General features: G+C 73.1%; 19 protein-coding genes. 10 read left to right on the forward strand and 9 right to left on the reverse strand.

Translation table 11 applies throughout. From position 1 onward, the window contains the following. Positions 1-55: 55 nt before the first annotated feature. The 3 genes from ACWDVW_RS20060 to ACWDVW_RS20070 all read left to right on the forward strand — a co-directional run bounded on the left by ACWDVW_RS20060 (position 56) and on the right by ACWDVW_RS20070 (position 3,898). Positions 56-1,174, forward strand: a complete 1,119-nt coding sequence (locus ACWDVW_RS20060) for a glycosyltransferase family 2 protein (protein WP_449951015.1) — start codon at positions 56-58, stop codon at positions 1,172-1,174. 11 nt (positions 1,175-1,185) lie between these two features. After that, a complete protein-coding gene (locus ACWDVW_RS20065) occupies positions 1,186-2,613 on the forward strand; it encodes a condensation domain-containing protein (protein ID WP_449951018.1) in 1,428 nt (475 codons plus the stop codon). 61 nt (positions 2,614-2,674) lie between these two features. Beyond that, entirely contained in the window at positions 2,675-3,898 is a 1,224-nt protein-coding gene (locus ACWDVW_RS20070) for an MFS transporter (RefSeq protein ID WP_396749076.1), read from the forward strand. Positions 3,899-3,932: 34 nt separating this feature from the next. Here the strand turns inward: ACWDVW_RS20070 and ACWDVW_RS20075 are convergent, their stop codons facing one another. From ACWDVW_RS20075 to ACWDVW_RS20085, 3 genes are read right to left on the reverse strand one after another with little or no spacing between them, the layout of a single operon-like run. After that, positions 3,933-4,625, reverse strand: a complete 693-nt coding sequence (locus ACWDVW_RS20075; RefSeq protein ID WP_131054478.1) for a hypothetical protein — start codon at positions 4,623-4,625, stop codon at positions 3,933-3,935. Beyond that, positions 4,622-6,109 carry a type VII secretion protein EccE gene (gene eccE, locus ACWDVW_RS20080; RefSeq protein ID WP_449951022.1) on the reverse strand — a complete coding sequence of 496 codons (1,488 nt, stop codon included), beginning with the start codon at positions 6,107-6,109 and terminating at the stop codon, positions 4,622-4,624. Before eccE ends, ACWDVW_RS20075 begins: the two co-directional genes overlap by 4 nt. Positions 6,110-6,140: 31 nt before the next feature. After that, on the reverse strand, positions 6,141-7,820 hold the full coding sequence (locus ACWDVW_RS20085) for a right-handed parallel beta-helix repeat-containing protein (protein ID WP_449951024.1): 1,680 nt from the start codon (positions 7,818-7,820) through the stop codon (positions 6,141-6,143). A 211-nt stretch (positions 7,821-8,031) separates the two neighbouring features. Here ACWDVW_RS20085 and ACWDVW_RS20090 point away from each other — a divergent pair, with 211 nt between their 5' ends. The 3 genes from ACWDVW_RS20090 to ACWDVW_RS20100 all read left to right on the forward strand — a co-directional run bounded on the left by ACWDVW_RS20090 (position 8,032) and on the right by ACWDVW_RS20100 (position 10,201). After that, a complete protein-coding gene (locus ACWDVW_RS20090; protein ID WP_396749084.1) occupies positions 8,032-8,415 on the forward strand; it encodes a YwqJ-related putative deaminase in 384 nt (127 codons plus the stop codon). Continuing rightward, positions 8,412-8,897, forward strand: coding sequence for an SUKH-3 domain-containing protein (locus tag ACWDVW_RS20095; protein ID WP_449951027.1), 486 nt, complete (start codon positions 8,412-8,414; stop codon positions 8,895-8,897). The genes ACWDVW_RS20090 and ACWDVW_RS20095 overlap by 4 nt, the downstream gene beginning before the upstream one ends. 86 nt (positions 8,898-8,983) lie before the next feature. Then, positions 8,984-10,201: an SseB family protein gene (locus ACWDVW_RS20100; RefSeq protein ID WP_449951067.1), complete on the forward strand. Its 1,218-nt coding sequence runs from the start codon at positions 8,984-8,986 to the stop codon at positions 10,199-10,201. On the opposite strand, the gene ACWDVW_RS20105 is transcribed toward ACWDVW_RS20100, so the two are convergent. The 5 genes from ACWDVW_RS20105 to eccCa form a co-directional block, all read right to left on the reverse strand. Then, positions 10,202-10,582 (reverse strand): hypothetical protein, encoded by a 381-nt coding sequence (locus ACWDVW_RS20105; RefSeq protein ID WP_449951030.1) that lies wholly within the window; start codon positions 10,580-10,582, stop codon positions 10,202-10,204. It abuts the gene before it with no gap. 258 nt (positions 10,583-10,840) lie between these two features. Further along, positions 10,841-12,103 (reverse strand): type VII secretion-associated serine protease mycosin, encoded by a 1,263-nt coding sequence (gene mycP / locus ACWDVW_RS20110; RefSeq protein WP_449951033.1) that lies wholly within the window; start codon positions 12,101-12,103, stop codon positions 10,841-10,843. Between the two features lie 112 nt (positions 12,104-12,215). Next, positions 12,216-13,967 (reverse strand): hypothetical protein, encoded by a 1,752-nt coding sequence (locus ACWDVW_RS20115; RefSeq protein WP_449951036.1) that lies wholly within the window; start codon positions 13,965-13,967, stop codon positions 12,216-12,218. 34 nt (positions 13,968-14,001) lie between these two features. After that, positions 14,002-14,625 carry a hypothetical protein gene (locus tag ACWDVW_RS20120; RefSeq protein WP_449951039.1) on the reverse strand — a complete coding sequence of 208 codons (624 nt, stop codon included), beginning with the start codon at positions 14,623-14,625 and terminating at the stop codon, positions 14,002-14,004. Between the two features lie 177 nt (positions 14,626-14,802). Continuing rightward, entirely contained in the window at positions 14,803-18,765 is a 3,963-nt protein-coding gene (gene eccCa, locus ACWDVW_RS20125; protein ID WP_449951041.1) for a type VII secretion protein EccCa, read from the reverse strand. A gap of 170 nt (positions 18,766-18,935) precedes the next feature. Here eccCa and eccD point away from each other — a divergent pair, with 170 nt between their 5' ends. After that, positions 18,936-20,324, forward strand: a complete 1,389-nt coding sequence (gene eccD, locus ACWDVW_RS20130; RefSeq protein ID WP_449951043.1) for a type VII secretion integral membrane protein EccD — start codon at positions 18,936-18,938, stop codon at positions 20,322-20,324. A 3-nt stretch (positions 20,325-20,327) separates the two neighbouring features. On the opposite strand, the gene ACWDVW_RS20135 is transcribed toward eccD, so the two are convergent. Beyond that, a complete protein-coding gene (locus tag ACWDVW_RS20135; protein ID WP_449951045.1) occupies positions 20,328-21,074 on the reverse strand; it encodes an SUKH-3 domain-containing protein in 747 nt (248 codons plus the stop codon). A gap of 144 nt (positions 21,075-21,218) precedes the next feature. Here ACWDVW_RS20135 and eccB point away from each other — a divergent pair, with 144 nt between their 5' ends. From eccB to ACWDVW_RS20150, 3 genes are all read left to right on the forward strand, one after another. Further along, the gene (gene eccB, locus ACWDVW_RS20140) at positions 21,219-22,646 is read left to right on the forward strand and encodes a type VII secretion protein EccB (protein ID WP_449951048.1); all 1,428 of its coding nucleotides are present in this window, start codon (positions 21,219-21,221) and stop codon (positions 22,644-22,646) included. 158 nt (positions 22,647-22,804) lie between these two features. Further along, positions 22,805-23,134, forward strand: coding sequence for a WXG100 family type VII secretion target (locus ACWDVW_RS20145; protein WP_131057127.1), 330 nt, complete (start codon positions 22,805-22,807; stop codon positions 23,132-23,134). A gap of 14 nt (positions 23,135-23,148) precedes the next feature. Next, positions 23,149-23,439 (forward strand): WXG100 family type VII secretion target, encoded by a 291-nt coding sequence (locus ACWDVW_RS20150; protein ID WP_396749110.1) that lies wholly within the window; start codon positions 23,149-23,151, stop codon positions 23,437-23,439. Positions 23,440-23,488: the final 49 nt, after the last annotated feature.

The following is a 23,488-nucleotide window of genomic DNA, read 5'->3' on the forward strand; positions in this document are numbered from 1 at the left end:
GGCGGAGTTCGATGCCGTGTATCGGCGTTGTATCGGCCTGGCCGACCCTCGGGACATGAGTCGATCCCCGCAGTCATCCCGCAGCGAGCCGACCGCACCACCCGGCGTCGAGCGTGGCGTCTCGGTGGTCATCCCGGTCAAGGACCGGGTGCCCGAGATGCGCCGGCAGCTCCGCAGCCTGCAACGCGCGGCCCGGAACTGCCCAGAGCCGGTGGAGGTGGTGGTGGTCGACGACTCCGCACCGGCGGCCGCCGCCGCGCACCGGGCCGCCTGCGCCCAGTACGGCGCCCGCTACGTACGCGGTCCCCGGCACGTCGGGGCCAAACGCAACCTGGGCGTCCGGCACGCCCGCCACGACCTGGTGCTGTTCACCGACTCCGACTGTCGGGTGCCGGAGGACCTGATCACCCGGTACGCCGCCCGGCTGCGCGCCAGCGGCGACGAGGTCGCCGGAGTCACCGGGCCGGTCCTGGTGGAACCCGGCGAGGGTGCCTTCTTCCGGGTGATGAGCCGCTCCTACCTGCTGCTCGGTGACCTGACCCGGCCGCTGCACCACGAGCGGGTGTCCTGGGGCGCCGGGGCGAACACGGCCGTGAAACGTGTCGCGTTCGACGCCGTCGGCGGCTTCCCGGAGGACTCCCCGATGCCGATCGGCGGCGAGGACCTGCACCTCGGCCTGCTGCTGACCGACGCCGGGTACGCGCTGCTCGCCGAGCCCGAGGCGGTCGTCACCCACGACACGTCGGTCGCCGAGACCGTCGGAGCCGTCGCATACCGGTTCACCACGTACGGGCGATCCGAACAGTGGCTCTGCGTGGCCCACCCGCACCGCCGTCGGTTCGTCCTGAACACCGTCAGCGCGCTCGCGGTGACCGCCGCCGTCGGGCTGGCCACGGCTCGGCGTACCGGCGGACGCAGCCTGCTCGCGGTGCCGGCCGTCGCGGCGGCGCTGGTGGCCGCGAAGACACCCGGTCGGCTCGGCGACGACCGTGGCCCGCGCGCGCTCGCCGAGTCGGTGGCCTGTGCCGCGATCGAGACCCTCTTCGACGGCGCCGCCTTCGTCACCGCAATCCGGATGCGCCGCCCCGACCTGCTCTTCACCGGATTCCGGGCCCCGAACGAGGACGACTACCAGCCGGTCGCCCCGTCGCGGCCGGAACCGGTCGCGGCGTGAGAGGAGCCGGTGTGCCGACCACCCTGCCGCTGGCCCCGAGCCAGCAGATGATGTGGGAGTTCATGACCGCCCTCGACCCGGCCCACCCGGGCGCCGCCCGGCTGGTGGTGGTGGAGTTCCGTCGACTCTCCGGCCGACTCGACGTCGACGCGTTCGCGCAGGCCGTGCAGGACGTGATCGACCGGCACGACGCGCTGCGGATGCGGTTCGTCCGGATCGGCGTCCGGCCCGAGATCGAGATCCTGCCCCGGGTCCGGTCACCCCTGGTCCGGGTGGACCTCACCGGCCAGTCGCCGGCCGCCCAGCAGGCGCGGATCGAGCAGATCGCCTACGAGCACCGCACGGTCGCGTACGACCCGACCGAGGCGCCACTGTGGCGGGCCGCGTTGATCCGGCTCTCCGCGACCGAACACGTCCTCGCGCTCTGCTTCTTCCACATGGTCTCCGACGGCTGGTCGTGCCGGCTGTTCGTGGAGGACCTCTGCCACGCGTACGCGGCCCGGCTCGGCGCGGTCCGCCCGCAACCGCCGCTCGGCGTCGACTTCGCCCGGCTCGCCGCCATCCAGGAGACGGAACTGGCCGGTGGCGGGGTCGACGCCGCCACCCGGGCCGCCCACTGGCGGGATCGGCTGCGGCCGGTGTCGCCGTACCAACTCTTCCCGGCCACCCCACCGGCCCCCGACGCCGACCTGAGCGCCGAGGTGGCCACCCGCTTCGCGATCCCGCCCGAGGTGACCGCCCGTCTGCGCCCGGCCGCCCGACGTGCCCGGACCAGCCCGTACGTCCTGCTGCTCGCCGCCTACCTGGTGATGCTGTCGCTGCGTGCCGGTCGGGAACGGATCGTGCTCGGCACCACCACGCTCGGCCGGGAGAGCCCGCTGTCGCAGCGCCTGATCTGCCAGTTCACCAACAACGTGTACGTGCCGGTGGAGATCGCGCCGGACGCGCCACTCGGCGCGGTGGTGCGTGCCGCCCACACCGCGCTGACCGAGGCGATCGCCCACGTGGCGCCGTTCCACCGGGTGGCCGAGGCGGTGCATCCCGACTTCGCCCGACAGCGACCCTGGCCGGACAGCCACCTCTTCGACGCCTGGTTCCAGTCGGCGGCCACCGCCTCACCGGTGCTGCACTGCCCCGGGCTGCGGGTCGAGCCGCTCGACATCACCGCACGTCCCGCCCCCGGCACACCGGCGCCGGTGGTCGCCGCCGACTGCCTGCCGGTCTGGCTCAAGCGGGGGTCGCCGATCGTGGTGGTGGACGACGACCGGGCCGGCGGGGTCTTCATCCGCAACCGCAGTTTCTTCGACGACGACCTGGTCCGTGGGCTGATCGACGACTACCTGGCGGTCGTCGCCGCCCTCGTCGACGACCCGGACCGCTGCCCCGCGCAGCTCCGGCTTCCTGACGGCGCGTGCTTCTTCGATCACGCGGCGGGGTAGAAGGGGCGCGGAGAGGGGCGGGGACCAGGATCCAGGCCGACTCGGGAGAGGTACGACGATCATGACGGACACCTCGACGCACCAGCACGCCGACCGCGAGACGCCGCCGGTGCCGCGCAGCGCGGTCCGGGCCCGCTACTCGGTGGTGCTGCTCTTCGTCATCATGGGCCTGGCCATCGGCGGTTGGTCCTCCCGGGTGCCGGACGTCCGCAACGCGGTCGGCCTCGGCAACACCGGTTGGGGCCTGGCGAACATCGCCACCAACGCCGGTGAGCTGATCTCGCTCGTGGTGGTCGCGGTGCTGATCAGCCGGATCAACACCCGACGCCTGGCGCTGGCCGGTGCCGCTCTGATCCTGGTCAACGCGCCGCTGCTCGCCGCCTCGACCACGGTGGTCGCGCTGGTGGGCGGGCTTGCCGTCTGGGGGTTCGCGGCCAACCTGCTGGCCACCCCGATGAACGCGCAGTCGGTCGAGGTGCAGAAGCAGTACGGCCGCCCGATCCTCTCCACGTTCCACGCCGGGTTCAGCATCGGCATGCTCGCCGGTGGACTCAGCGGCACCGGAGCCGCCGCCGTCGGCCTCTCCCCGTCGATCCAGATGGCGATCACCAGCGCCCTGCTCGGTGCGGTGCTGATCGGCACCCAACGCTGGCTGCCCGACACGCCCCGTCAGGAGACGAAGGAGGGCGAGGCGCGCCGCCGGCTGCGCGACCGGTTCACGCCCCAGTTGCTGCTGCTCGCCGCGATCGCGTTCCTGGCGTCGTTCGTGGAGATGGCCGGTGCCCAGTGGAGCGCCCTGTACGCCACCGAGGTCGCCGCCGCCGGGGCGGTGCTGGCCGCCGCGACGTACACCTGTCTCTCGCTGGCCGCCGCCGGTGCTCGCCTGGTCGGCGACTCGCTCGCCGGCCGCTTCGGCCGGATCCGGTTCGTCCGGCTCTCCGCCCTGGTCGCCGCCGCCGGGTTGGCACTGCCGCTGGCCGTGCCCCACCCCGCCGCGGTGATGGCCGGGTTCGGCCTGCTCGGCTTCGGTCTCGCGTGCGTCACGCCGACGGTGCTCGGCTTCGCCGGTGAACAGCCCGGCCTGACCTCCGGTGAGGGGGTCTCGGTGGTGGCGATGGGCCAGTGGCCCGGCGCGCTGCTGGCCGCGCCGGTCATCGGTCTGCTGGCCGGTGCGCTCGACCTGCGGCTGGCCTTCGTGGTGGTGCTGGTGATGGTGCTGGCCGTGATCGTCCTGGTGGGACGGGTCCGGGCCGCCGCGCTGCCCGGCGAGGGCGCCGCCGGGTGAGCCGTCCGTCAGCGCCGCCGGGTCAACCGTCGCCTCAGCCGCCCCGGGCCACCGGTCCGATGAGCTGACCCTCGGTGCCGGTCATGCTGAGCATCACCCACTGCACCTTGCCCTTGGTGATCAGGCCGACCATCTCCGGGTGCAGTTGGGTGAACCAGCCCTGCACGCTGACCAGACCGAGGGCGGTGGCGGCGGTCGCCGCCTCGGCCTCGGTGAGCCGCTGGAGTACCACGATGTCGCTGCGGACCAGCACCTCGACGTCCCAACCGGCCAGGTCGTCGCGGACCACGAGGGTGGCCCGCCAGGGTGCGCTGAGGTTGGTGTCCGGGCCGGTGACCGGACCGGTGTCGATCACCACGAGTTGCGGTTCGGTGGGGGTGGCGGGCACCGGCGGGGCCACTCCCGGTGGAAGGAACGAGGCGATCTCCCGGCCGATCACACAGCGCCGCAGGAAGGCGTCCCACTCCTGCTCCCGAGCGGTCTGGATGAACAGCCGGGCACCGAGCGCGAGGGCCCGGAAGGCGAGCAGCTCGGCGGCGCGTACCCCGCCGGTCAGCATCAGCCGGGTCGGTTCGGCCCGGAACACCCGCAGCCCCACCGGCTCCTGCTGCCGGTTGCGCCCGACCACCAGCCCGCCGCCCCCGGCGACCAGGTGCAGGCCGGCGACGGCGGCCTCGTCGGTGACGTGCAGCCCCATCCGGCTGCCGGGAAAGGCGACGCCGTTCACCTGAGGAAGCCTCCGAGCGGCAGGGTGGCGGCCACGCCGTACGCGTGCTCGCCGTCGAGTCGTTGCAGGCGGCCACCGTGACCACGGACCGCCTCCTCCAGGGCCCGGTCGGCGGCGGCGAGCGCGTCGGCGTCCGCGCCGATCAGCCGGAACGCCACTTCCACCACGGCGTCGGCGGCACCGGTGCGACCGGTCTCCCGGGCCACCGCGATGGACACCACGCCGGCTGCCGCCGGCAACCCACGCAGCAGCGGATCGACCTCCCACGACCGACGCGGCCAGTCGAGCAGCCGGTGGCAGCTCTGCGGCACGCCCTGCGCCGACCAGTGCCGCCAGCCCTCCCGGGCCAGCGGCCGGTCACCACCGGCCGGCCCGTCCGTGAGATGGGTCAGGCCGGCGACGGCGGCCAGCACCTCGTCCCGGTTGAGCAACCGGGCGGCCACCCGGTCCTGGCGCAACTGCCGCCGGGTGCGGCGGATCGCCGCAGTCAGCGCCGGGCGCAGGTCGCGGTCGGCATGGAAGTCGGGGGTACGCGGTGCCTGGAGCACCACCCACGCCTGCCGGCTCGCCGGCACCTCCCCGCCGGTCAGTTCGCGGTACGCCCGGTCCACCGCTGCGGAGCGGGCCCGAGGTGCCGGGGTGACCTGGATCAACACCTGCACCGCCACGGCCGGAGTGTCCGGGTCGGCGGCCGGCAACAGCGACACCGGCGACGGCAGGGCCTGCGGCGCGCCCATCAGCAGGGCACCCTCGGTCGGGTCCACCTCCAGCACGGCACTCAGGCCGCCCCGGTGGGTCAACAGCACGGCCGGCTGGTCGTCGATCTCGACCTGGTCGAGCTCGACGCTGCCCTCCAGATTGGTCAGCAGTTGCCAGGCCGCGTCCGTGCCGGTGGCGGTGAGCTGCCGACGTCGACCCCGGTAGCCCCACCAGACGGCCAGCCACTGATAGAGCCACCGGCCCCGGTGCCGCAGCAGGGTCGGCGAGAGCAGCAGCACCACACCGGTGGCCACCGCGATGGTCAACGGCAGTCCGTGCGCGCTCGCGGCCAGCACCCCGGCAGCACCCGCCTGCCAGGCCACGAGTTGGGCGACGTGGATCCCGCCGACCCGCAGCGGACGCCGGTGCGGGCGTACCACCGGGATCGACGCCGCGTCGGGCGCGGTCGCCGTCGTGTCGAGGCCCTCCGGTCGGGCCGCCACGTCGGGCTGGGCCGGAGGTGCCGGTCTCTGCTCCACCGCCGGCTCGGCGGCCGGAGCGGCTGCGGCCAGCGCGGCGGCCTGGCTGGTGTACGCGGTCCCGACGGTAGCCCGCCCCTGCGTACGCTGAGCGGCCCACGCCTGCCCCGGCCCGGCTCCGCCGAGCGTCGGTGCCGGCGTGGCGGCCTGCTGCGGCGGTGCCGTGCGCTGCTGCGGCGGTGCCGGGGCCCCCGGGTGTTGCTGCCAACCCGGTTCGCCCGGCCGTGCCGCACCCGGATGCGTCACCGCACGTCCCTCCCTGACCGGCCCGGCATGGTCAGCGTCCGATCGCGGCCTGGACGTCGGCGACCGTCACGGTACGCAGCTCGTCGAGGCTGGGTCGCTGGCCGGACTGGCGCAGTCGCTGTGCCTGTGCCTTGCGTACGCCCTCGAACAGTTTGCGCGCCTCCCGGGCGTTGCCGAAGTTCTCGTCGCGCTCGATCGTGCCGAAGTGCTGCCGGAGCACCTCGGAGACCCCGTCGTCCAGAAGGTATTCGTCGCCGGAGGCCATCCGCTCCACGATGACGACCAACTGTTCCGGCGAGTAGTTGCCGAACTCGATCGTCCGCGCGAAACGGGAGGCCAGACCGGCGTTGGCGTCGAGGAACGTCACCATGTCACCGGTGTAGCCGGCGGCGATCACCGCGATCTCGTCCCGGTGGTCCTCCATCAGCTTGACCAGCGTGTCGATGGCCTCCTGGCCGAAGTCACCGCCGCTGCCGAACGAACGGGAGAGGGTGTACGCCTCGTCGATGAAGAGCACGCCGCCGCGCGCCTGCTCGAACGCTGCGGCGGTCTTCTCGGCGGTGTGGCCGAGATACTGCCCGACCAGGTCACGGCGGGACACCTCGCGGAACGAGCCGCCGGGCAGCGCACCCAGCGCGGCGAGCAACTCGCCGTAGATGCGCGCCACCGTGGTCTTACCGGTGCCCGGCGCACCGGCGAAGATCAGGTGATGGCTCACCGCACCGACCGGCAGCCCGGCGCTGCGTCGCCACTCGTTGACCTGGATCTCGTCGATCAGGGCGCGGACCTCCTCCTTCACCGACTCCAGGCCGACCATCGCCTCCAGGTCGGCGAGCAGCTTCTCCACCCGCGCGGTGTCCTGCGGAGTGGCGGCGCGGGCCGCCGCCGCACCGAAGGCCGCCTGCCGGCTCACCGGGCCCTCCACGATGGTCGGTGAGGCGCCCTCGGCGATCTCGATCGCCGGTTCGGCGGTGTTCTCGGTGGTGCACTCGGTGACCGAGCCCTGGCAGCCCCGGCCGAAGGAGACCGCCGGGCCACGGGTGTCCCGGATCCGGCAGCGGCGCAGCACCGGCGCGCTCTGGTGCACGACGGCGATCCCGGCCTGACCGGTCTGCGAGATGTCGCACGCCTCGATGGTGGGCTTGCCGTACTGATAGATGTAGATGCCCCGGTTGCCGCAGCGGGTGACGGTGGTGGTGCGGATCGTCGGGGCGGCGCCGATCCGCACGATGATGCCGTCCTCGGCGAGGTCGGTGAACTCGCAGCCCTCGACGCTGCCCTCGGAGTCCTCCACCACCAGGCCGTAGCGTCCCCCGGTGACCCGGCAGCGGGCCAGGTTGAACTCCGACCGACCGGCGACCTGGACGGCGGCGCCGAAACCGGCGCTCAGCTCGCACCCGGTCAGCGTCAGCTTCGCCCGGTCCGCCACCACGACCGGCGCGTCCCCGGCCTTGAGCACGAGGTCACGCAGCTCCAGCCGACCGGAGTTGCAGGAGACCGTCGGGTACGTCCCGGAGGAGGCGTCGATGGTGACCGTGCCCGGCCCCTGGGCGGCGATCACGGTGGCGCCACGGTCGTTGACGAACAGCGCCTCGTAGTAGGTGCCGGGGCTGACCGCGACGACGGTGTCGTCGCCCGCTGCCGCCAGCGCCTCACCGATGGACGGGTAGGCGCCGGCTTGGTCGGTCGAGACGAGAAGGGTGCGCGTCATGGCTCCGGGGCTTCGTGCGGCGAGCAGGCGGGGGTCGGACCGACGATATCCCAGCCGCTCCACCGAATGTGAGCCCCGCACGCTCCTGCGACGGGCGACGCGCCTGGCCGGGACGACGCGGACCGGGCCGCGCCGCAGCGCCGTCGCTGGTTAGGCTCGGCGAGCGGTCCCGGCCGGTCGGCCCGGGAGACGACGACCTCCGGGAGGACGGATGACGCAGCCGCGGATGCTGCCGCTGGCGGCGGGTGCGCTGCTGGCCGACGGCACCGTCTACACCCACACCTCGGTACGCGGGGACGTGCCGCCGGACCTGCACCCGGTGGTCCGGCGCTTCCTGCACGGGTTGCCGGTCGACCAGCGCGAACGCTTCGCGGGCTGGTGCGCCGAGGCGGTGCTGGTCTCCGACCGCCTGTACGCCGCCGAGCAGGGTGGGCCGCCGATCGAGGCGGCGCGGGCCCGGGCGCTGCTCTGGGGCGCGAAGGTGCGGGTGACCCGGGTACGCGAGGAGGGCGACCCGCGCCACGGCGAGGTCCAGCCGCCCTGTCGATCCTGCGCCGCGCTGCTCGACTGGTTCGGTATGGAGGCGTTGACGTGACCGGACGATTCCCCGCCCTGGTGGCCGAGGCTCTGGCCGAGGCGGGCTGGTCACCCGACGGCCGCGACGACGACCGGGGCCGCGAGTGGGGGCTGCGGATCGCCGCCCAGGCCAGCCCCGGCGGCCGTCAGCACGTGATGACGGCAGCGGCCATCGCCGCGTACGCCGAGTTCGGCGGGTTGCGGATCAGCCCACGGGGCGACGGCGAGCAGATCGCGCCCAGCGAGTTCCACCTGGACCCGTTCCTGGTGCGGCAGTCGGTGGAGACGCTCGCCGAACTGGCCGAGGCGATCGGCGCGCCGCTGAGCCCGCTCGGCGAGGAGGGCGACGGCACCGGCATCCTGGCCGTCGACGCCCAGGGTCGGGTGTTCGTGCTGGACCACACCGGGGACTGGTTCCTCGGTGCGGACCTGGACGAGGCGATCACCGGTCTGGTGCTCGGCCGGCAGCCGCAGCGGGTGAACCGGGACGGCGGCTGGTGACCGACCGCCAGCCCACCACCGACCGGCAACGCACCGACGGGCAGCCCACCACCGACTGGCAGCCCAGCACCGCCGCCGAGTGGGCGATGCTGGCCGCCGCCGAGGCCGACGACCGGGCGGCCTTCCTCGCCGCACTCGCCGACGGTCCGCTGCTGCTGCCGGTGTCGCCGTCGGCGGCGGCCGGTCTGGAGCCGGTGGCCTGGCCCACCGGCACCCACGACGGGATCACCCACGTGCTGGCCTACACCTCGGCGGCGGCCGTCGCCGCCGGTCTACCCGGCCGGTCGGTCAGCTACCACGTGTTCGGGCTCGCCGACCTCGCCGTCGACTGGCCCGACGACGCCTGGATGCTGGCCGTCGACGCCGGGTTGCCAATCGCGCTGCGACTGACCGCCGAGGAGCTGCGGTCGGTCGCCGCGCCGGTGGTCGAGGCGGAACGGCCGCTGCGCGAGGCGATCCGCCGACAAGACCCGAACGCGCTGATGTCGGCACTGTTCCGGGCCGAGTTGGTGCTGCCGCTGCGCCCGGACGGCCCGGTGACCCGGGACCTCTCCGACCCGGAGTTCCCCTGGTGGAGCCTGCCCGACGAGCAGGGCCGGACGAGCCTGCCGGTGTTCACCTCGGAGGCGCGGATGCGGCAGGCGTTCGGCGAGCACGACCTGGTGGTGATCAACAGCCTCCAGCTCACCGACCACTGGCCGGACCTCTCCTGGCAGTTGCTGCTCAACCCGGACACCGCGCTGGCGGCGGCGTTGCCCGGCGAGGCGTTGCTGAAGTTGCGTGAGTGGGTCGGTGAACTGCGGCAGGTGATCACCGAGGCGACCGAGGAGGAGCAGCGTCGCCGCGAGACGGCCGCGTACGCCGAGCCGTCGCGGCGGGGCGTGCCGGTGCCGCGTACGCCCTCGGAACCCGAGGTCGACGAGGGACCGGACCCGGACGTACCGCTGCTGCTGCAACTGGTCATCCCGCACCGCTACCTGCCGTCCTACCTCGACGACGGGTACGACCGGGCAGCCGGGCTGGTGCACGCCTGGCACGGCCCGGGACGCGACACCCCGGCACGGCTCTACCGCCGCCTCGGACTGCTCGGCGAGGGCTCGCCCTTCGAGGAGGGCGACGAGTGGGTGGCGGTGCTGCGCTGGCCGCCGGGCGAGACCACGCCGCCGGAGTGGGGCGAGGGCGGGCCACGGATGGAGTCGCTTATCGTGCCGGACGGCACCGCGCTGCACTGCCTGCACCAGGACGGTCGTGACGAGCTGCTGGCCCGCTTCGACGCGACCGTTCGGCGCTGGTCCCCGGCCTGATCAGGAGCGGCGGCGGGCGAACCAGGCGCGGGCCGGCGGGCTGCACACCAGGGCGAGCGAGACGCCCGCGAGGCCGCCCACCACCAGCGGGGTGACCATCGTCGGCTGGAAGGTCAGCTTGCCCTGCGCCAGCAGCGTCACGATGACGACGACGAAGATCCCGAAGGTGAAGCCGGCCGGCACGGTCAATCCGGCCGCGCCGTCGCCCTGCCAGGCCATCATCATCCCGAGCGAGGCGAGGAACACCACCAGCAGCGCGAGCGCGAGGACGGCGCCGCCGATGCCCACCACCAGCAGCCGACCGATCCCGGTGCCCTCCGTGCGCAGCATGGCCAGGAAGAAGGCGATCCCGGCGACCAGCCAGACTACGACCGCAGGCACCATCAGCAACACTGCGAGCGTGACCACGGGCGGGCGCGGCGCGGCCGTCCGTTCGGGGCCAGGCAGGCCGGGCGGCTCACCCTGGGCAGCATGGGATGGCGCCGCCGCTGCGGCCCCGGCCACCGTCGGTGCCGGGCGGAGGATCGGGGAAGGGCCAGGCGCCGGGTACGGGCCGGAGACCGGCGGGGGGCCGGGAGGCGGGTACGGAGATCCACCGGTGGGCGGCGATGTCACGGGTTCCTCCTCGGGGCGCATCGGTCAGCCCGGCGGCCGACGCCAGACCGAGTCGTCGGCGGGCTCGTCGGAGTCTGGTCCACCCGATGGGACGGGCGTCCCGGGTGCCGGTCCGACGGGTGCGGGTCGGTCGTCATCCGCGACGGCCCTGCCCCGACGGGCGCGACGCAGCAGCACGACGGCCGTCACGACCCCGACGAGGAGCACCAGGATCCCCACCCAGACCAGGACCACGACCATGGTCTCCGCCGGGCCGGGCCCCTCGACGGCACGGGCCGCCGCCAGATCCGTGTCGAGGTCCGGCTCGGTGGGGGCCGGTACGTTGCGGCCCCGGCCGTCCGGCTCACCGGTCAGGGCGGCCCGCAGGTCCAGAGCACCCCATCCGTAGTACAGGTCCTTGCCCGGGTCGCCGGCGTCCCGCGTGGTTTCGAGCAGCCGTTCGAAGAGCTGGAACGCGGTCAGGTTCGGGTACTTCGCCTTGACCAGGGCCAACGCCCCGGACACGATCGCCGCCGATCCGCTGTTGCCGACGGCGGTCACGTACCGGCCGCCGGGAGCGGCCTGGACGATGTCCTCGCCCGGCGCGGCGACGTCGACCTCCTCGGCCGGCAGCGCCGCCTCGTTGCTGATCACACCGGCCCGGTCGGTGCCGTTGACGGCGATCGCGCCGGGGTGCCGGGCCGGGTTACCGATGATCGCGTCCTTGCGGTTGCCGACCGCGGCGACCACGACGACGTTCCGCTGGTACGCGCGGTCCACCGCCCGGTTCAGTTCCTCGCTGTGGCTCGCTCCCAGCGAGACGTTGACGATGTCCGCACCATTGTCGACCGCCCAGTCGATGCCGGCGGCGATCGCGGTCGGCGCGATCACGGCGGCACGGGGACTCTTGATCGTGACCGGCAGGATGCGGGCCTTCGGCGCGACGCCGAGTACGCCGTCTCGGTTACCCGGTCCGTGTCCGTGCCCGGCGATCAGCGAGGCCATCCCGGTGCCGTGCCGCTCCCGGTCGACGCGCCCCTTTGCCTCGTCGTCATAGAGGTCGACGCCGGGCACGACGTCGTCCTTGAGATCCGGGTGTGTCGCGTCCACCCCGGTGTCGATCACCGCGACGGTGATGCCCTCGCCCCGGCTGATCTGGTGCATCTCGGCCAGTTCCAGGGTCCGGACGTGCCAGGAGTCGTCCCTGGTGGAGTCGGCCAGCGCGGGAGCGGCGGGCACGACCAGAGCGGCCAGGACGCCCACGGCGGTCATCGCCACGGTGGTCACCGGTCGGGTGAGGACTCGCATACCCGTCAGCCTTCCGCTGTGGGCCGCCGGGTCGTCCGACGGCGAGGAACGTGGACGGTCACCGCATGGTACGGGCCGGCCACCGGAATTCCGGTGACCGGCCCGCCGCTGCTCAGGCCTGCCCGAGCGCCCGTCCCTGCTCGCGAGGGCGCTGCTCGGCCGGCGCCTCGACCACACCGACCGCCGACGACTCGGTGACCCAGAGTTCGTCGTCGCCCTCGCCGTACTCCCAGGTCTCCTGCTCCCCGTCGCGCGCCTGACCGGTACGCGGCTTGGGCACCGAGCCTCCGCCGCGGCGTCCGCCGAGGGAAGGTGCCGGGCCGGTGGTCGGTGCCGGGCGGGCGGCGCCGGTGCGACCGGTCAGGCCGGGCCGGGCGCCGGTGCCCGGAGTGGGCTTGCCGGACGGCGTGGCCGGGGACGTGGTGCCCCGGCCACCCGGAGCGGCACCCGCCTTCGGCGGCGTGCCCGGCGCGGTGCCGCGCTGGCCGCCGAGGCTCGGCGGCGGCGAGGTGGCCGGACGGCCGGGGGCGGCACCTCGCTGGCCCGGACGGGCCGTGGAGCCCGGCAGTTGCGGGCTGGACGCCGGTGGGGTGGGTGCACCGGTCGGCCGCAGCCCGCCCGGTCGGCCCGGACGTGCACCCGGCGCGCCCGGTGCACCGGTGTTGCCCGGCAGGGTCGGGCGGTTCGGTGCGGGACCGCGCTTGCCGCCCGGAGGCGTCCCGGCGCCGTTACCCGGTCCACCGGCTCCGGGAAGCGTGGGACGGTTCGGTGCCGGCCCTCGGCTGCCCGGCGTGGTGGGTCCACCGGCGCCCGGCAGCGAGGTGCGGGGTGCGTTCGGTCGAGCGCCCGTGCCCGGTTGGTTCAGGCCCGGGTTGGCCGGACGGAGTCCGGGACCCGTCACCGGCGGCGGGGCCGGGCCGGGTGCGACGGGCGTGTTCGGCGTGTTCACCGGCGGTGGTGCGGCCGGCGGCGGACCGGCCGGGGCGACCGGAGCCGTGGTGCCGGCGAGGCTGACGCCGTCCGGCGTACCCGGCGGCGGAGCGGCGGGTTCGGTGGGCCGATCGCCGGTTTTCGGCCGGTTCGGCATGTCCGGCCGGTTCGGGCGGGCGCCGTTGAGCGAGGGCGCGCCGGGGCGACCGCCCGGTGGCCCGCCCGGCCCGGTGGGCCGGGGAACACTCGACTGGTCGAAGAGCACGGCGTCGGTCGGACCCTTGAACCTCCCGCCCCGGGAGATGTTCGTGATGTACGTGTCGATGTAGAAGTCGGCCAGCGGCTTGACGATGTTCTTGGCGCGCTGGTGGTAGTCCTTCTGGACGTCCTCGTACGACCTGCCGTCGTTGCCGGTGACGCCGGGGATCCAGTCCACCAGGTCGGAGGCCTGGAAACCCTTGTCGTCGGAGCGCCGTTCGCCCTGCCGGACCTGCTCGGCCCGGTACTCCTCCCAGAGGGTCTTCATCTCGGTCTGGGTGGTCTTGATCTTGCTGGCGAGCTGCTCCAGACCGGTGGCGTTGTTGCTCGCCACGGTCTTCCACTCGTCCAGCGAGTGCAGCGTCGCGCCGACCCGGCCCATGAAGACGCGGGCGGCCGGCGACTGCCACTTGGCGTCGAGCGAGTCCGCGTGGCGCTGGAGGTTGTCCCGGGTCGACTGGAGCAGACTGGCGGCGCGTCGCCACATCTCGGCGAGCGCGGTCGTGCGTTCGTCGCTCTCCTTGCGGACGTACTCCCACATCTGCTCGATGTTCACCGAGTCCCACGAGGTGGGTTCGTACGGCGTGGACTGGGCGGCCCGCTCGGCCGCGTAGTCGTCCGACACCCCGGAATACATGTGGTAGCTCGGCGGCTGCCAGCCGTAGTAGTCGCTCATCCCCGCTCCTCAGGTCCCACGTTCCGCACCGCCGTCACTGCAGACTCGACTGGTCCAGTCGGAGATCCTCACCGTGCATGCGCTCGCTGTCGCCCGGGATCACGTACGCGCCGGGACCCTCGCCGACGACCTCCCGCTGAGCCCACTCCGGCGTCTGTTCCCGCTGGTCACCCGTGGGGCAGGAGTCCATGCCGTAGTAGGGGTCCATCGGCACGGGGTTGGCGGCCTCCTGAGGAACGGTCCCGGCCGGATCGTCGGCGTTGCCCTCCTGCCAGGCGCCGCTGAGCGTCTCCTGACCGTCGACCCCGTGGAACGCGTTGAGGACGTCGTCGTTGGTGGCCTGGGCGAGCGCGTCACCGGTCAGGTACTCCGCCGAGATGGAGATGGCGGCGGTGCTGAGCGCGACGAGTCCCTTCATCGCGTCGCCCATCAAGTGGGACACCGCCATCCGGCTCTCGTCGTGCCGGCCGCGGAAGAACGCGGCCTCCTTCATCCCGCCGCCGCCGAACGGCGCCTGCACGGTGAGCATGGGTTGCAGGCCGCCCTCGAAACTGGGCCGGAAGTTCTCGTCCAGCTCCTTCTGAATCGCCTGCGCAAAGTCCTTGAGCTGCAGGATGTCGACGTTGATCTCCTCGTCGACGAGCCACTCGTCGCCCATGTCCCTCCCCCGATCACTCACCTGGCACCGGCGCGGCCGGCCGCTGCCTCCCGGTGAGGGCCGGGCCCTGCGCCGGAGTCAGCGCCTGCGGCTTCGCACCCGGGTGACGGTCCCGCAACCGCGCACGGTAATCCACTCTGGCCGACGGTAGCCCGTCCGGGCAACCCCGTACCGCGCTCAGGAACGCGGTGGGAGGTGCACCAACTGCACCAGTCGGGTCCCGCCGCGCCGGGACACCAGCCAGCCCCGGCCGGGCGGCAGCGGCCCGGGACGGACGGTGCCGAGCAGCACCCCCTCGTCCCGGTTGCCGGACATCACGATGCCCGGCGTGCTGATCTCCCGCAGCCGCATCAGCACCGGCTCGTACAACGCCCGGCTCGCGCCACCGGTGCGTCGGGCGATGACCAGGTGCAGGCCGATGTCCCGGGCCTGGGGCAGGAACTCCAGCAACGGGGTCAGCGGGTTGCTGCCCGCGCCCGCCACCAGGTCGTAGTCGTCGACCAGCACGTACAGGTCGGGGCCCTTCCACCAGTCGCGGGCCCGCAGCCGTTCCGCGCTGATGTCCGGCGGTGGCAGCCGGTCCCGCATCACGGCGGCGACCTCGGTCACGATGCCCTCGGTGACCTGTGCCGTCGAGCCGTACCCGATCAGGTGCGGCGAGTCGATGTCACCGAGCAGGCTGCGCCGGTAGTCGACGAGGACCAGCCGCGCCTGGGTCAGCTCGTTACGGTCGACGATCGTCTGCGCCAGCGACCGCAGGAACGTGCTCTTACCCGACTCGCCGTCGCCGAACAGGATGAAGTGCGGGTCGGCGGCGAAGTCCAGGTGCACCGGTCGCAGGTCCACCTCGGCGATGCCGATCGGCACCCCCGGTCGGCCGGTGTCCGGCAGGCTGCCGTACGGGACCACCGGGGGCAGCAGCCGGATCGGCGGGGCTCCCGGGCCCTGCCATGCGGTGGCCAGGTCGGTGACCAGCTTGCGTGCCCCCTCGGGCAGGGTCTCCGCCTCCTGCGAACTGTCGGCCCGGGGCAGCGCCGCGAGGAACTGCTGGCCGTCCGGTGTGATGCCGCGTCCCGGTGACTTGTCCGGCACGTTCATCGCCGCCCGGCGGTCCAGGTTGGAGTCGCTCGCGTCGGCCAGCCACAGCTCAAGCCGGGTGCCGAAGACATCCCGGACCGCCGGACGCAGGTCCATCCAGCGTCCGGCGGTGACGATCAGGTGGATGCCGAAGGAGAGCCCACGGTTGGCGATGTCGTTGATGGTGGGTTCGAGGTCCTCGAACTCCGACCGCAGCGTGGCCCAGCCGTCGATGACCAGGAAGACGTCGCCGAACGGGTCGTCGTCGTGCTGCCCGTGGCGACGTGCCCGCCGGTACTCGGACATCGAGTCGACGCCGCGCTCGGCGAACCGGCGCTCCCGCTCGCCCATCAGCAACTGCAACTCGGCCACCGTACGCCGCACCAGACCGGCGTCGAGTCGGGTCGCCACCGAGCCGACGTGCGGCAGCTCGCGCAGCGAGGAGAGCGCGCTGCTGCCCAGGTCGAGGCAGTACACCTGGGCTTCCCGAGGGGTGTGCGTCAGGGCCAGCGAGGTGACCACGGTACGCAGCAACGTGCTCTTGCCGCTCTGCGGACCACCGACGATCACCGCGTGACCGGCCGCCCCGCCCAGGTCGAACCAGAGCACGTCCCGACGCTGCTCGAACGGCTTGTCGACGATGCCCACCGCCACCTGCAACTCGCCCAGCAGACCGGCGTGCGCCACGGTCACCCCGCGCGCCGGGTCGGCGGTCAACGGCGGCAGCAACTGGTCCAACGTCGGCGGCTCGGCCAGCGGCGGCAACCACACCTGGTGGGCCGGCTTGCCCCGACCGGCGAGCCGGCCGACCAGGATGTCCAGCACGCTCTCGCCGACCCCGTCGAGCGGCTCCGGCTCCTCCTCCGGCTTCGGCGTCCGGGTCACCGGCGGGGCGACGTAGGCGGTGGTGTACTCGCGTACCCGGTCCCCGCCGTCACCGGCCGCGACCGCGGCGGCGGTCTTGCTCCGGTACGCGCCGGAGACGTACGCGGCCTTGAACCGCACCAGCGGCTCGGTGCCGAACCGCAGGTAGCCGTGACCCGGCGACCGAGGCAGCTCGTACGCGTCGGTGGCGCCGAGCACCACCCGCGACTCCATCGCGGAGAAGGTCCGCAGACCGATCCGGTACGACAGGTGGGTGTCGAGCCCCCGCAGCCGCCCCTCCTCCAGCCGCTGGCTGGCCAGCAGCAGGTGCACGCCGAGCGAGCGGCCGACCCGGCCGATCTGCACGAACATGTCGATGAAGTCGGGCTTCGCGGTGAGCAGCTCGGAGAACTCGTCACAGATGATGAGCAGGCTCGGCAACGGCGACAGCGGCGCACCCGCCGCCCGGGCCTTCTCGTAGTCGCGCTGCGAGGCGTAGTTGCCGGCGGCCCGCAACAGCTCCTGCCGGCGGACCAGCTCGCCGTTGATGGAGTCGGTCATCCGGTCCACCAGCGGCAGCTCGTCGGCCAGGTTGGTGATCACCGCGCTGGTGTGCGGCAACCCGTCCAGCCGGGTGAAGGTGGCACCACCCTTGAAGTCGACCAGGACGAAGTTGAGGCTCTCCGACGAGTGGGTCGCCGCCAACGCCAGCACCAGCGTGCGGAGCAGCTCGGACTTGCCGGACCCGGTCGCGCCGATGAGCAGTCCGTGCGGACCCATGCCGTCCTGCGCGGACTCCTTCAGGTCCAGCTCCACCGGCCCACCGTCGGTGCCGATCCCGATCGGCACCCGCAACTTGTCGCGGTTGGGCCGCGGCTGCCAGCCCTGGTCGACGTCGAACTCGTACGGGTCGCCGATGTCGAGCAGGTCGGCCAGGCCCAACTCGCTGGTCAGCGGGGTGTCGCCGCCGCCCCGCGAGGCAGCCGACAGGCGCAGCGGAGCCAACTGCATGGCCAACGCCTCGACCTCTGCCGGTCGGCAGTCGTCGGCCCGCCCGATCTCCGCCGGCCCGTCCACCGTGACGCTGTCCAGCCTGCGGTCGGCCGACACCTCCAGCACCAGGCGCGCCCGGTCGAGCAGACGCGGCGCCGGGGTGGAGAGGTCGAGCAGGGTCACGCCCTCCACCCCGCCCTCGGTCATCAGGTGGTCGGAACCGGCGGTGTCACCGCCGTCGACGACCACCAGCACGTGCGGCCCGGAAACCTGCGGGCCACCGCCGCTGGCGTTGAACCGGGGCCGGCTGGCGAGCACGTCGTCGAGCATCGCCTCCAGGCCGGCCACCGATCCAGACACCAGCCGCAGTTGACCCAACGCGTCGGTACGCGACGGGTGCAGGGCGTGCGGCAACCACTTCGTCCACTCCCACTCGGCCCGCCGATCCGGCGCCACACAGATCGCGATCAGCATGTCGTCCGGTGCGTGGAACGCGGCGGCCTGGGCCAGCACCGCCCGGACCATGCCCCGCGCGGCCTCGACGTCGCCGCGCAGGTGCACCCGGGCGAACCCGTTCAGGGCCATGGTCACCGGCAGGTCGGGCACCTCACCGTAGGTGGTGAGGAAGCGACGCAACGCCAGCGCGCACATCGGCTCCAACTTCTCCAGCGACGTGGCCGGCGGCGGCACCAGGGGCGTGGCCAGCTCCTGCGGGCCCAGGCCGATCCGGACCGTACCGAAGTCCACGTCGCCGCGCCGCCGCTCCCACAACCGCTGCCCCAACGGCAGCGACCAGAGGATGTCCGGGTCCGGATGCCGATAGAAGGCCGCCTCGCGCTGCTTGCGGATCGTCTTCAGCACCCGGCGACGCTGCCGCGACAGGTGCGTCATGTACTCCCGGCGTCGCTGGAGCATCTCCTGCTTACCCGGCCCGCCCGCGTTGTTGCTCAACTGCGAACCGAGCATGCCGATGGCGGAGAGGCCGAACAGGCCACCCGTGACGTACCCGAGCGTCGACCCGCCCCGCCCGGCGAACATCAGGGCCATCGCGAACGAACCGGCGAGCATCGGCAGGAGCATCATCATCTGCCCCCACGCCTTACCGGTCGGCGCCGGCACCTCGGGCGGCGCCTCCAGGAGCACCTCGCCGGAGGGGTACTCCGGTTCCGGCTGCCGGGCGGGTCGTTTGACGACCACGGTGCTCACGTGACAGACCTCCGTTGCCTCTCGCGGGCGTGGTGCGTACGCCCGACACCCCCGTGCGCTCGGCCGTCGCGGAGAACCGGCACCCGCGTCACCGGCACATGGTAGGTAGCCTTCTCCCGTCAGGACAGCCGCGGGCCCATCGGCCCGCTCCGCGTACCGAGGGGTCGTCAGTGGTCACCCAGGCCGGAACCGGACTCGCGCGCATCGCCGTCGTCGCCCCGCACCGACGGCTGGACCTCGCCCTGCCCGAGCATCTGCCGCTCGTCGGACTGATGCCCGCAGTGCTGCGCCAGGCCGACGAGGAACCCTCGGACGGCACCGGCCACGGCGGGTGGATGCTGCGCCGCAGCGACGGCAGCGCCGTCGACCTGACCCGTACGCTCGCCGCCCAGAGCATCCGCGACGGCGAGACGCTGCACCTGGTGCCGCGTCGCACCGAGTGGCCGGAGTTGGCGTACGACGACCTGATGGAGGCCGTCGCCGACGGCGCCCGGCGGCGCGGTGTCGCCTGGACCCCGTTCGCGACCCGACTGACCGGCCTGATCGTGGCGGGCGTGCTGCTCCTGCTCGGCCTCGTCGTGATCGTCACCTCCACCGAACCCGGATGGCTCGGTGGCGCGGTCGCGCTCGGCACGGCAGCAGTGCTGCTGGCCGGCGGGATCGTGCTGTCCCGGGCGATGGCCGACTCCCTGGCCGGAGCGGTCGTCGCCGCCGCCGGGCTGCCCTACGCCTTCGTCGGCGGTGTGCTGGTGATCGGCTCCGGCGAGTCGGTCTGGGCGCTTGGTGCGCCGCACGTGCTGCTCGGCTCCGCCGTGCTGCTGCTCTCCGGACTGCTCGGACTGCTCGGCGTCGGTGACGCGACCAGGGTCTTCGTCGCCGCCGTCTTCGTCGGGTTCTGGGGCATGGTCGGCGGGCTGCTCGCCTTCGGCTCGATGGACGCCGCCCAGGGCACCGCCGTCGTGGTCGGCGCGGTGGCCCTCCTGCTGCCGGCGATGCCACTGCTCTCCGTACGGCTCGGCAAGATGCCGATGCCGGCGCTGCCGCGTACCGCCGAGGACCTGCTGCGGGACGAGCCGCAGCCCAAGCGGGAGATCGTCTACCAGGCCACCGCCCGCGCCGACGAGGTGCTCACCGGCATGATCTTCGGGGCCTTCGTCATCACGGTCAGTTGCCTGGTCGTACTCACCGCCACCGGCACCGTCTCCGCGCTGCTGCTGGCCGGGGTGATCTCGCTCGGCTACCTGCTGCGGGCCCGGCTGGTGTCGACGGTCCGGCACCGGGTGCCGATGCTCGCCGCCGGCCTGGCCGGTCTGGGCCTGCTGCCCCTGGTCGGCGCGGCCGACGCGTCGACCGCCGCCCGGGTGCTGGCGGTGCTGCCGGTGGCCCTGGTCGCGGCCGGGCTCGCCGCCGCCGCCGGGCTCGCCTACAGCCGACGTCCCCCGTCACCCCGGCTGGCCCGCCTCGGCGACGTGTGCGACATCCTGCTCCAACTCGCCATCGTGCCGGTGGCGTGCAGCGTGCTGGGCCTGTACGCCTTCATGCGCGCCATCAACGGCTGACCCTCACTTCGACCAGTCGAGGTCGCTGGCCTCGGTCATCGGGCCGCCTCGGATGAGTTTGACGATGGCGGTGTCGATGTCGGGTCCGACGAAGAAGTCGTCGGCCCAGTGCAGCATGAAGACGCGTCCTTGGGCGTCGATGACGAGTTCGGAGGGTCCGTCCTCGTTGTTCCCGATCGGGTAGACCGGGTTGTCGAACTCCTCGATGAACTCGCGGGCGCCCACGGTGGTGACACCACCCCGGGTCGGGTGGATGTAGCTGGTGAAACCTCCGCCGAGCCGACCGCTGCGGCCGAACTGAGGAAGCTGGAGGCCGCCGAACTCGACCATCGTGGCGCGGGCGGCGGGGAAGCACTCCAGCCCGGCGACTTCGTCGGCGAAGCGTCGCATCCAGTGGTCCACCGACGCACCCAGGTCACGGCCCGGGAACCACCCCGCCTGCTCCAGTACGGCCCGTACGTCCGGCGGGAACCGTCCCTCGGACCCGCGGCGTTGCGCGTACCGTTCGGCGATCACCTGCCATGGCAGCGAGGGCCACTGGGACACCTCGCCGGTCTCCCGGTCCACGACGGCGCGCGGGTAGCCCGTGGACGGCGGCGGTGCGGGTGGCCCGTCGGTCGTGGACGCCACCGGTTCGACCAGGCACGCCACGTAGCCCAGATCGAACTCGAAGAGGGTCACATCGAGTACCGGCTGGTGCCCGCCGGCCCACTGGCGTGCGATGGCCAGGGCCTGTTCGCGACTGATCATCGAACGACTCCTCGGACTGCCGAGTTCGGTTTCGCCGGGCGGGGCCGGGTGCGGGCATCGGCTGCCCCGGCGCCCTGCATATGGTAGGCACCGCGCGGCGCGGCCCACGTGACCGTGCCGGTGTACGCCAGGGGGAGGGGTGCCATGCCGTCGCGGCGGGACCAGGTCCAGTCGTACCAGTTCTTCGTGCAACGGATGACCTCCGCGCTGGTGGCGCGTGAGCCCGATCCGGAGTCCGCGCCGTTCCGTCGGCTCGGCGGCGCCGGCTTCGCCAGCGTGATGGTGGCCGTGCTGTTCCTGGGCGCGGTCGGCGTCTACGGCCTGCTGCGTCCCGGCGGCGCCACGAAGTGGAAGGAAGGCGGCGCGGTCATCCTGGAGAAGGAGACCGGCACCCGCTACCTCTACCGGGAGGGCCGCCTGCACCCGGTGCTCAACTACGCCTCGGCGCTGCTGGCCATGGAGTCCGCAGCACCGACCGTGTCGGTCTCCCGCAACTCGTTGGTCGGTACTCCCCGTGGTCCCCGCATCGGCATCCCGTTCGCACCCGACGCGCTGCCGGCCGCCAACCGGATCCTGGACGGACCGTGGACGCTGTGCACCCAGCCCGCCCGTAACCCGGCCGGCGGGATCGTCGCCACCACCGTGCTCACGGTCGGCCGGGCCCCCGAGGGCGGGCGCGAGCCCGGCGACGCGGCGCTGCTGGTACGCGACCGCAAGACCGAGCGACTGCACCTGGTCTGGCGCGACCACCGGTACGAGATCCGCAACGAGAAGATCGTGCTTGAGGGACTCACCATGAGTGCCGAACCGGTGGTGGAGGTCGGTGGCGCCTGGCTGAACGCGCTGCCCGCCGGCGAACCGATCGCGCCTCGTCGGGTCTCCGACCGGGGCACGACCTCGACCGCGCTGGCGAACGCCCGGGTCGGTCAGGTCTTCGTGGTGGAGAGCCAGAACGGCACGCGCCAGCACTACCAGGCCGAGCGGAACCGGCTCGTACCGCTGACCCCGGTGCAGGCGGACGTGGTGCTGGCCGACCCGGAGACCCGCGCGGCGTACCCGGACTCCTCGGAGCCACGGGCACTGGAACTCGCCGCCGGCACCGCCGCCGCCGCACCGAAGGGAGAGGCGCCGGCCCAGGGTCGGCACCGTGCCCCGGAGCAGCGCCCCGAGATCGCCCGACTGACCGGTGACCAGCCCGCCGTCTGTGCGGCGTACCAGCCGGACCAGGACGAGCCGACGCTGCTGCTCGACGCCCAGGTGCAACCGGTGCGCGAGCCGGTGCGGACCGGTGAGCAGACCGGTGACGGCATCCCGCTGGCCGACCGGGTGGTGATCGCACCCGGCTTCGGCGTCCTGGTCGACGCCGTGCCCTCGCCGGACCAGCGGACCGGCACCCTCAACCTGGTCACCGACATCGGCTACCGCTACCCGCTGGCATCCCAGGGGGTGGCGGCGATGCTCGGCTACTCCGGTGTGCAGCCGGTGCGCCTGCCGGCCAGCCTGGTGGTCCGGCTGCCCGCCGGTCCCGCCCTCGACCCGGCTATCGCCAAGCGAGCCCTCGACCAGGAATGATCCGACCAGCCACAATGGAAGGCTGGGCCGGCCGCCTGGTCTAGCGTCGACTGGACACGACCCGTTACCGTTCGTACGACGATGGTGCGTGAGCGCCGACTGACACGCCGCCCCCGGTGACGCGGGGCGATCGAACGAGGACGGGGGTGACTTCCGCCATGTCGATGAATACCGACACCGGCTTGATGCTGAAGACCGAGGGTGACGTCGATGCCGTCGCCGACCGGCTCACCGGCAACCTCAACTCGCTGATGGACCAGCTCGCTCCGCTGTACGACCAGTGGAAGGGTGCTGGCGCGGGTTCCTTCCACCAGGTTCGTGAGCGGTTCGACCAGGACATGGCCCGGCTCAACGTCGCGCTGCGCGCGATCGCCGAGGCGGTGGGATCGGCCGGTAAGGACTACGACGTCAGCGACGAGGAGATCCGGTCGGACATGGAGGGCGCGGGCGCGACCGCCGGCCAGATCACCGCGGCGCTGAAGCTCTGACGGGGAGATAAGTCATGACGGAGATTCGGTACAACTTCGCCGGCCTGAACGCGGCGGCGGACAGCTGTGGTGGTGCGGTCCGGAACATGACCGGCGAGCTGGACGGGCTCAAGTCCGGCATCGCCCCGCTGCTCGCCACCTGGGACGGCGACGCCCGCGAGGCGTACTTCCAGCGGCAGGGCGAGTGGGAGTCGGCCGCCAACGACCTGCGTGACCTGCTCACCCGCATCGAGCGCGCGCTGCGCGAGTCGGCGGGCAAGATGCAGGCCCGTGAGGCGGCCAACCGCCAGAAGTTCGGCGGCTGACCCGCCAGCGAGAGACACCACGACGGCCCGGCCCTGTGCCGGGCCGTCG

Source organism: Micromonospora sp. NPDC003241, from assembly GCF_053589795.1.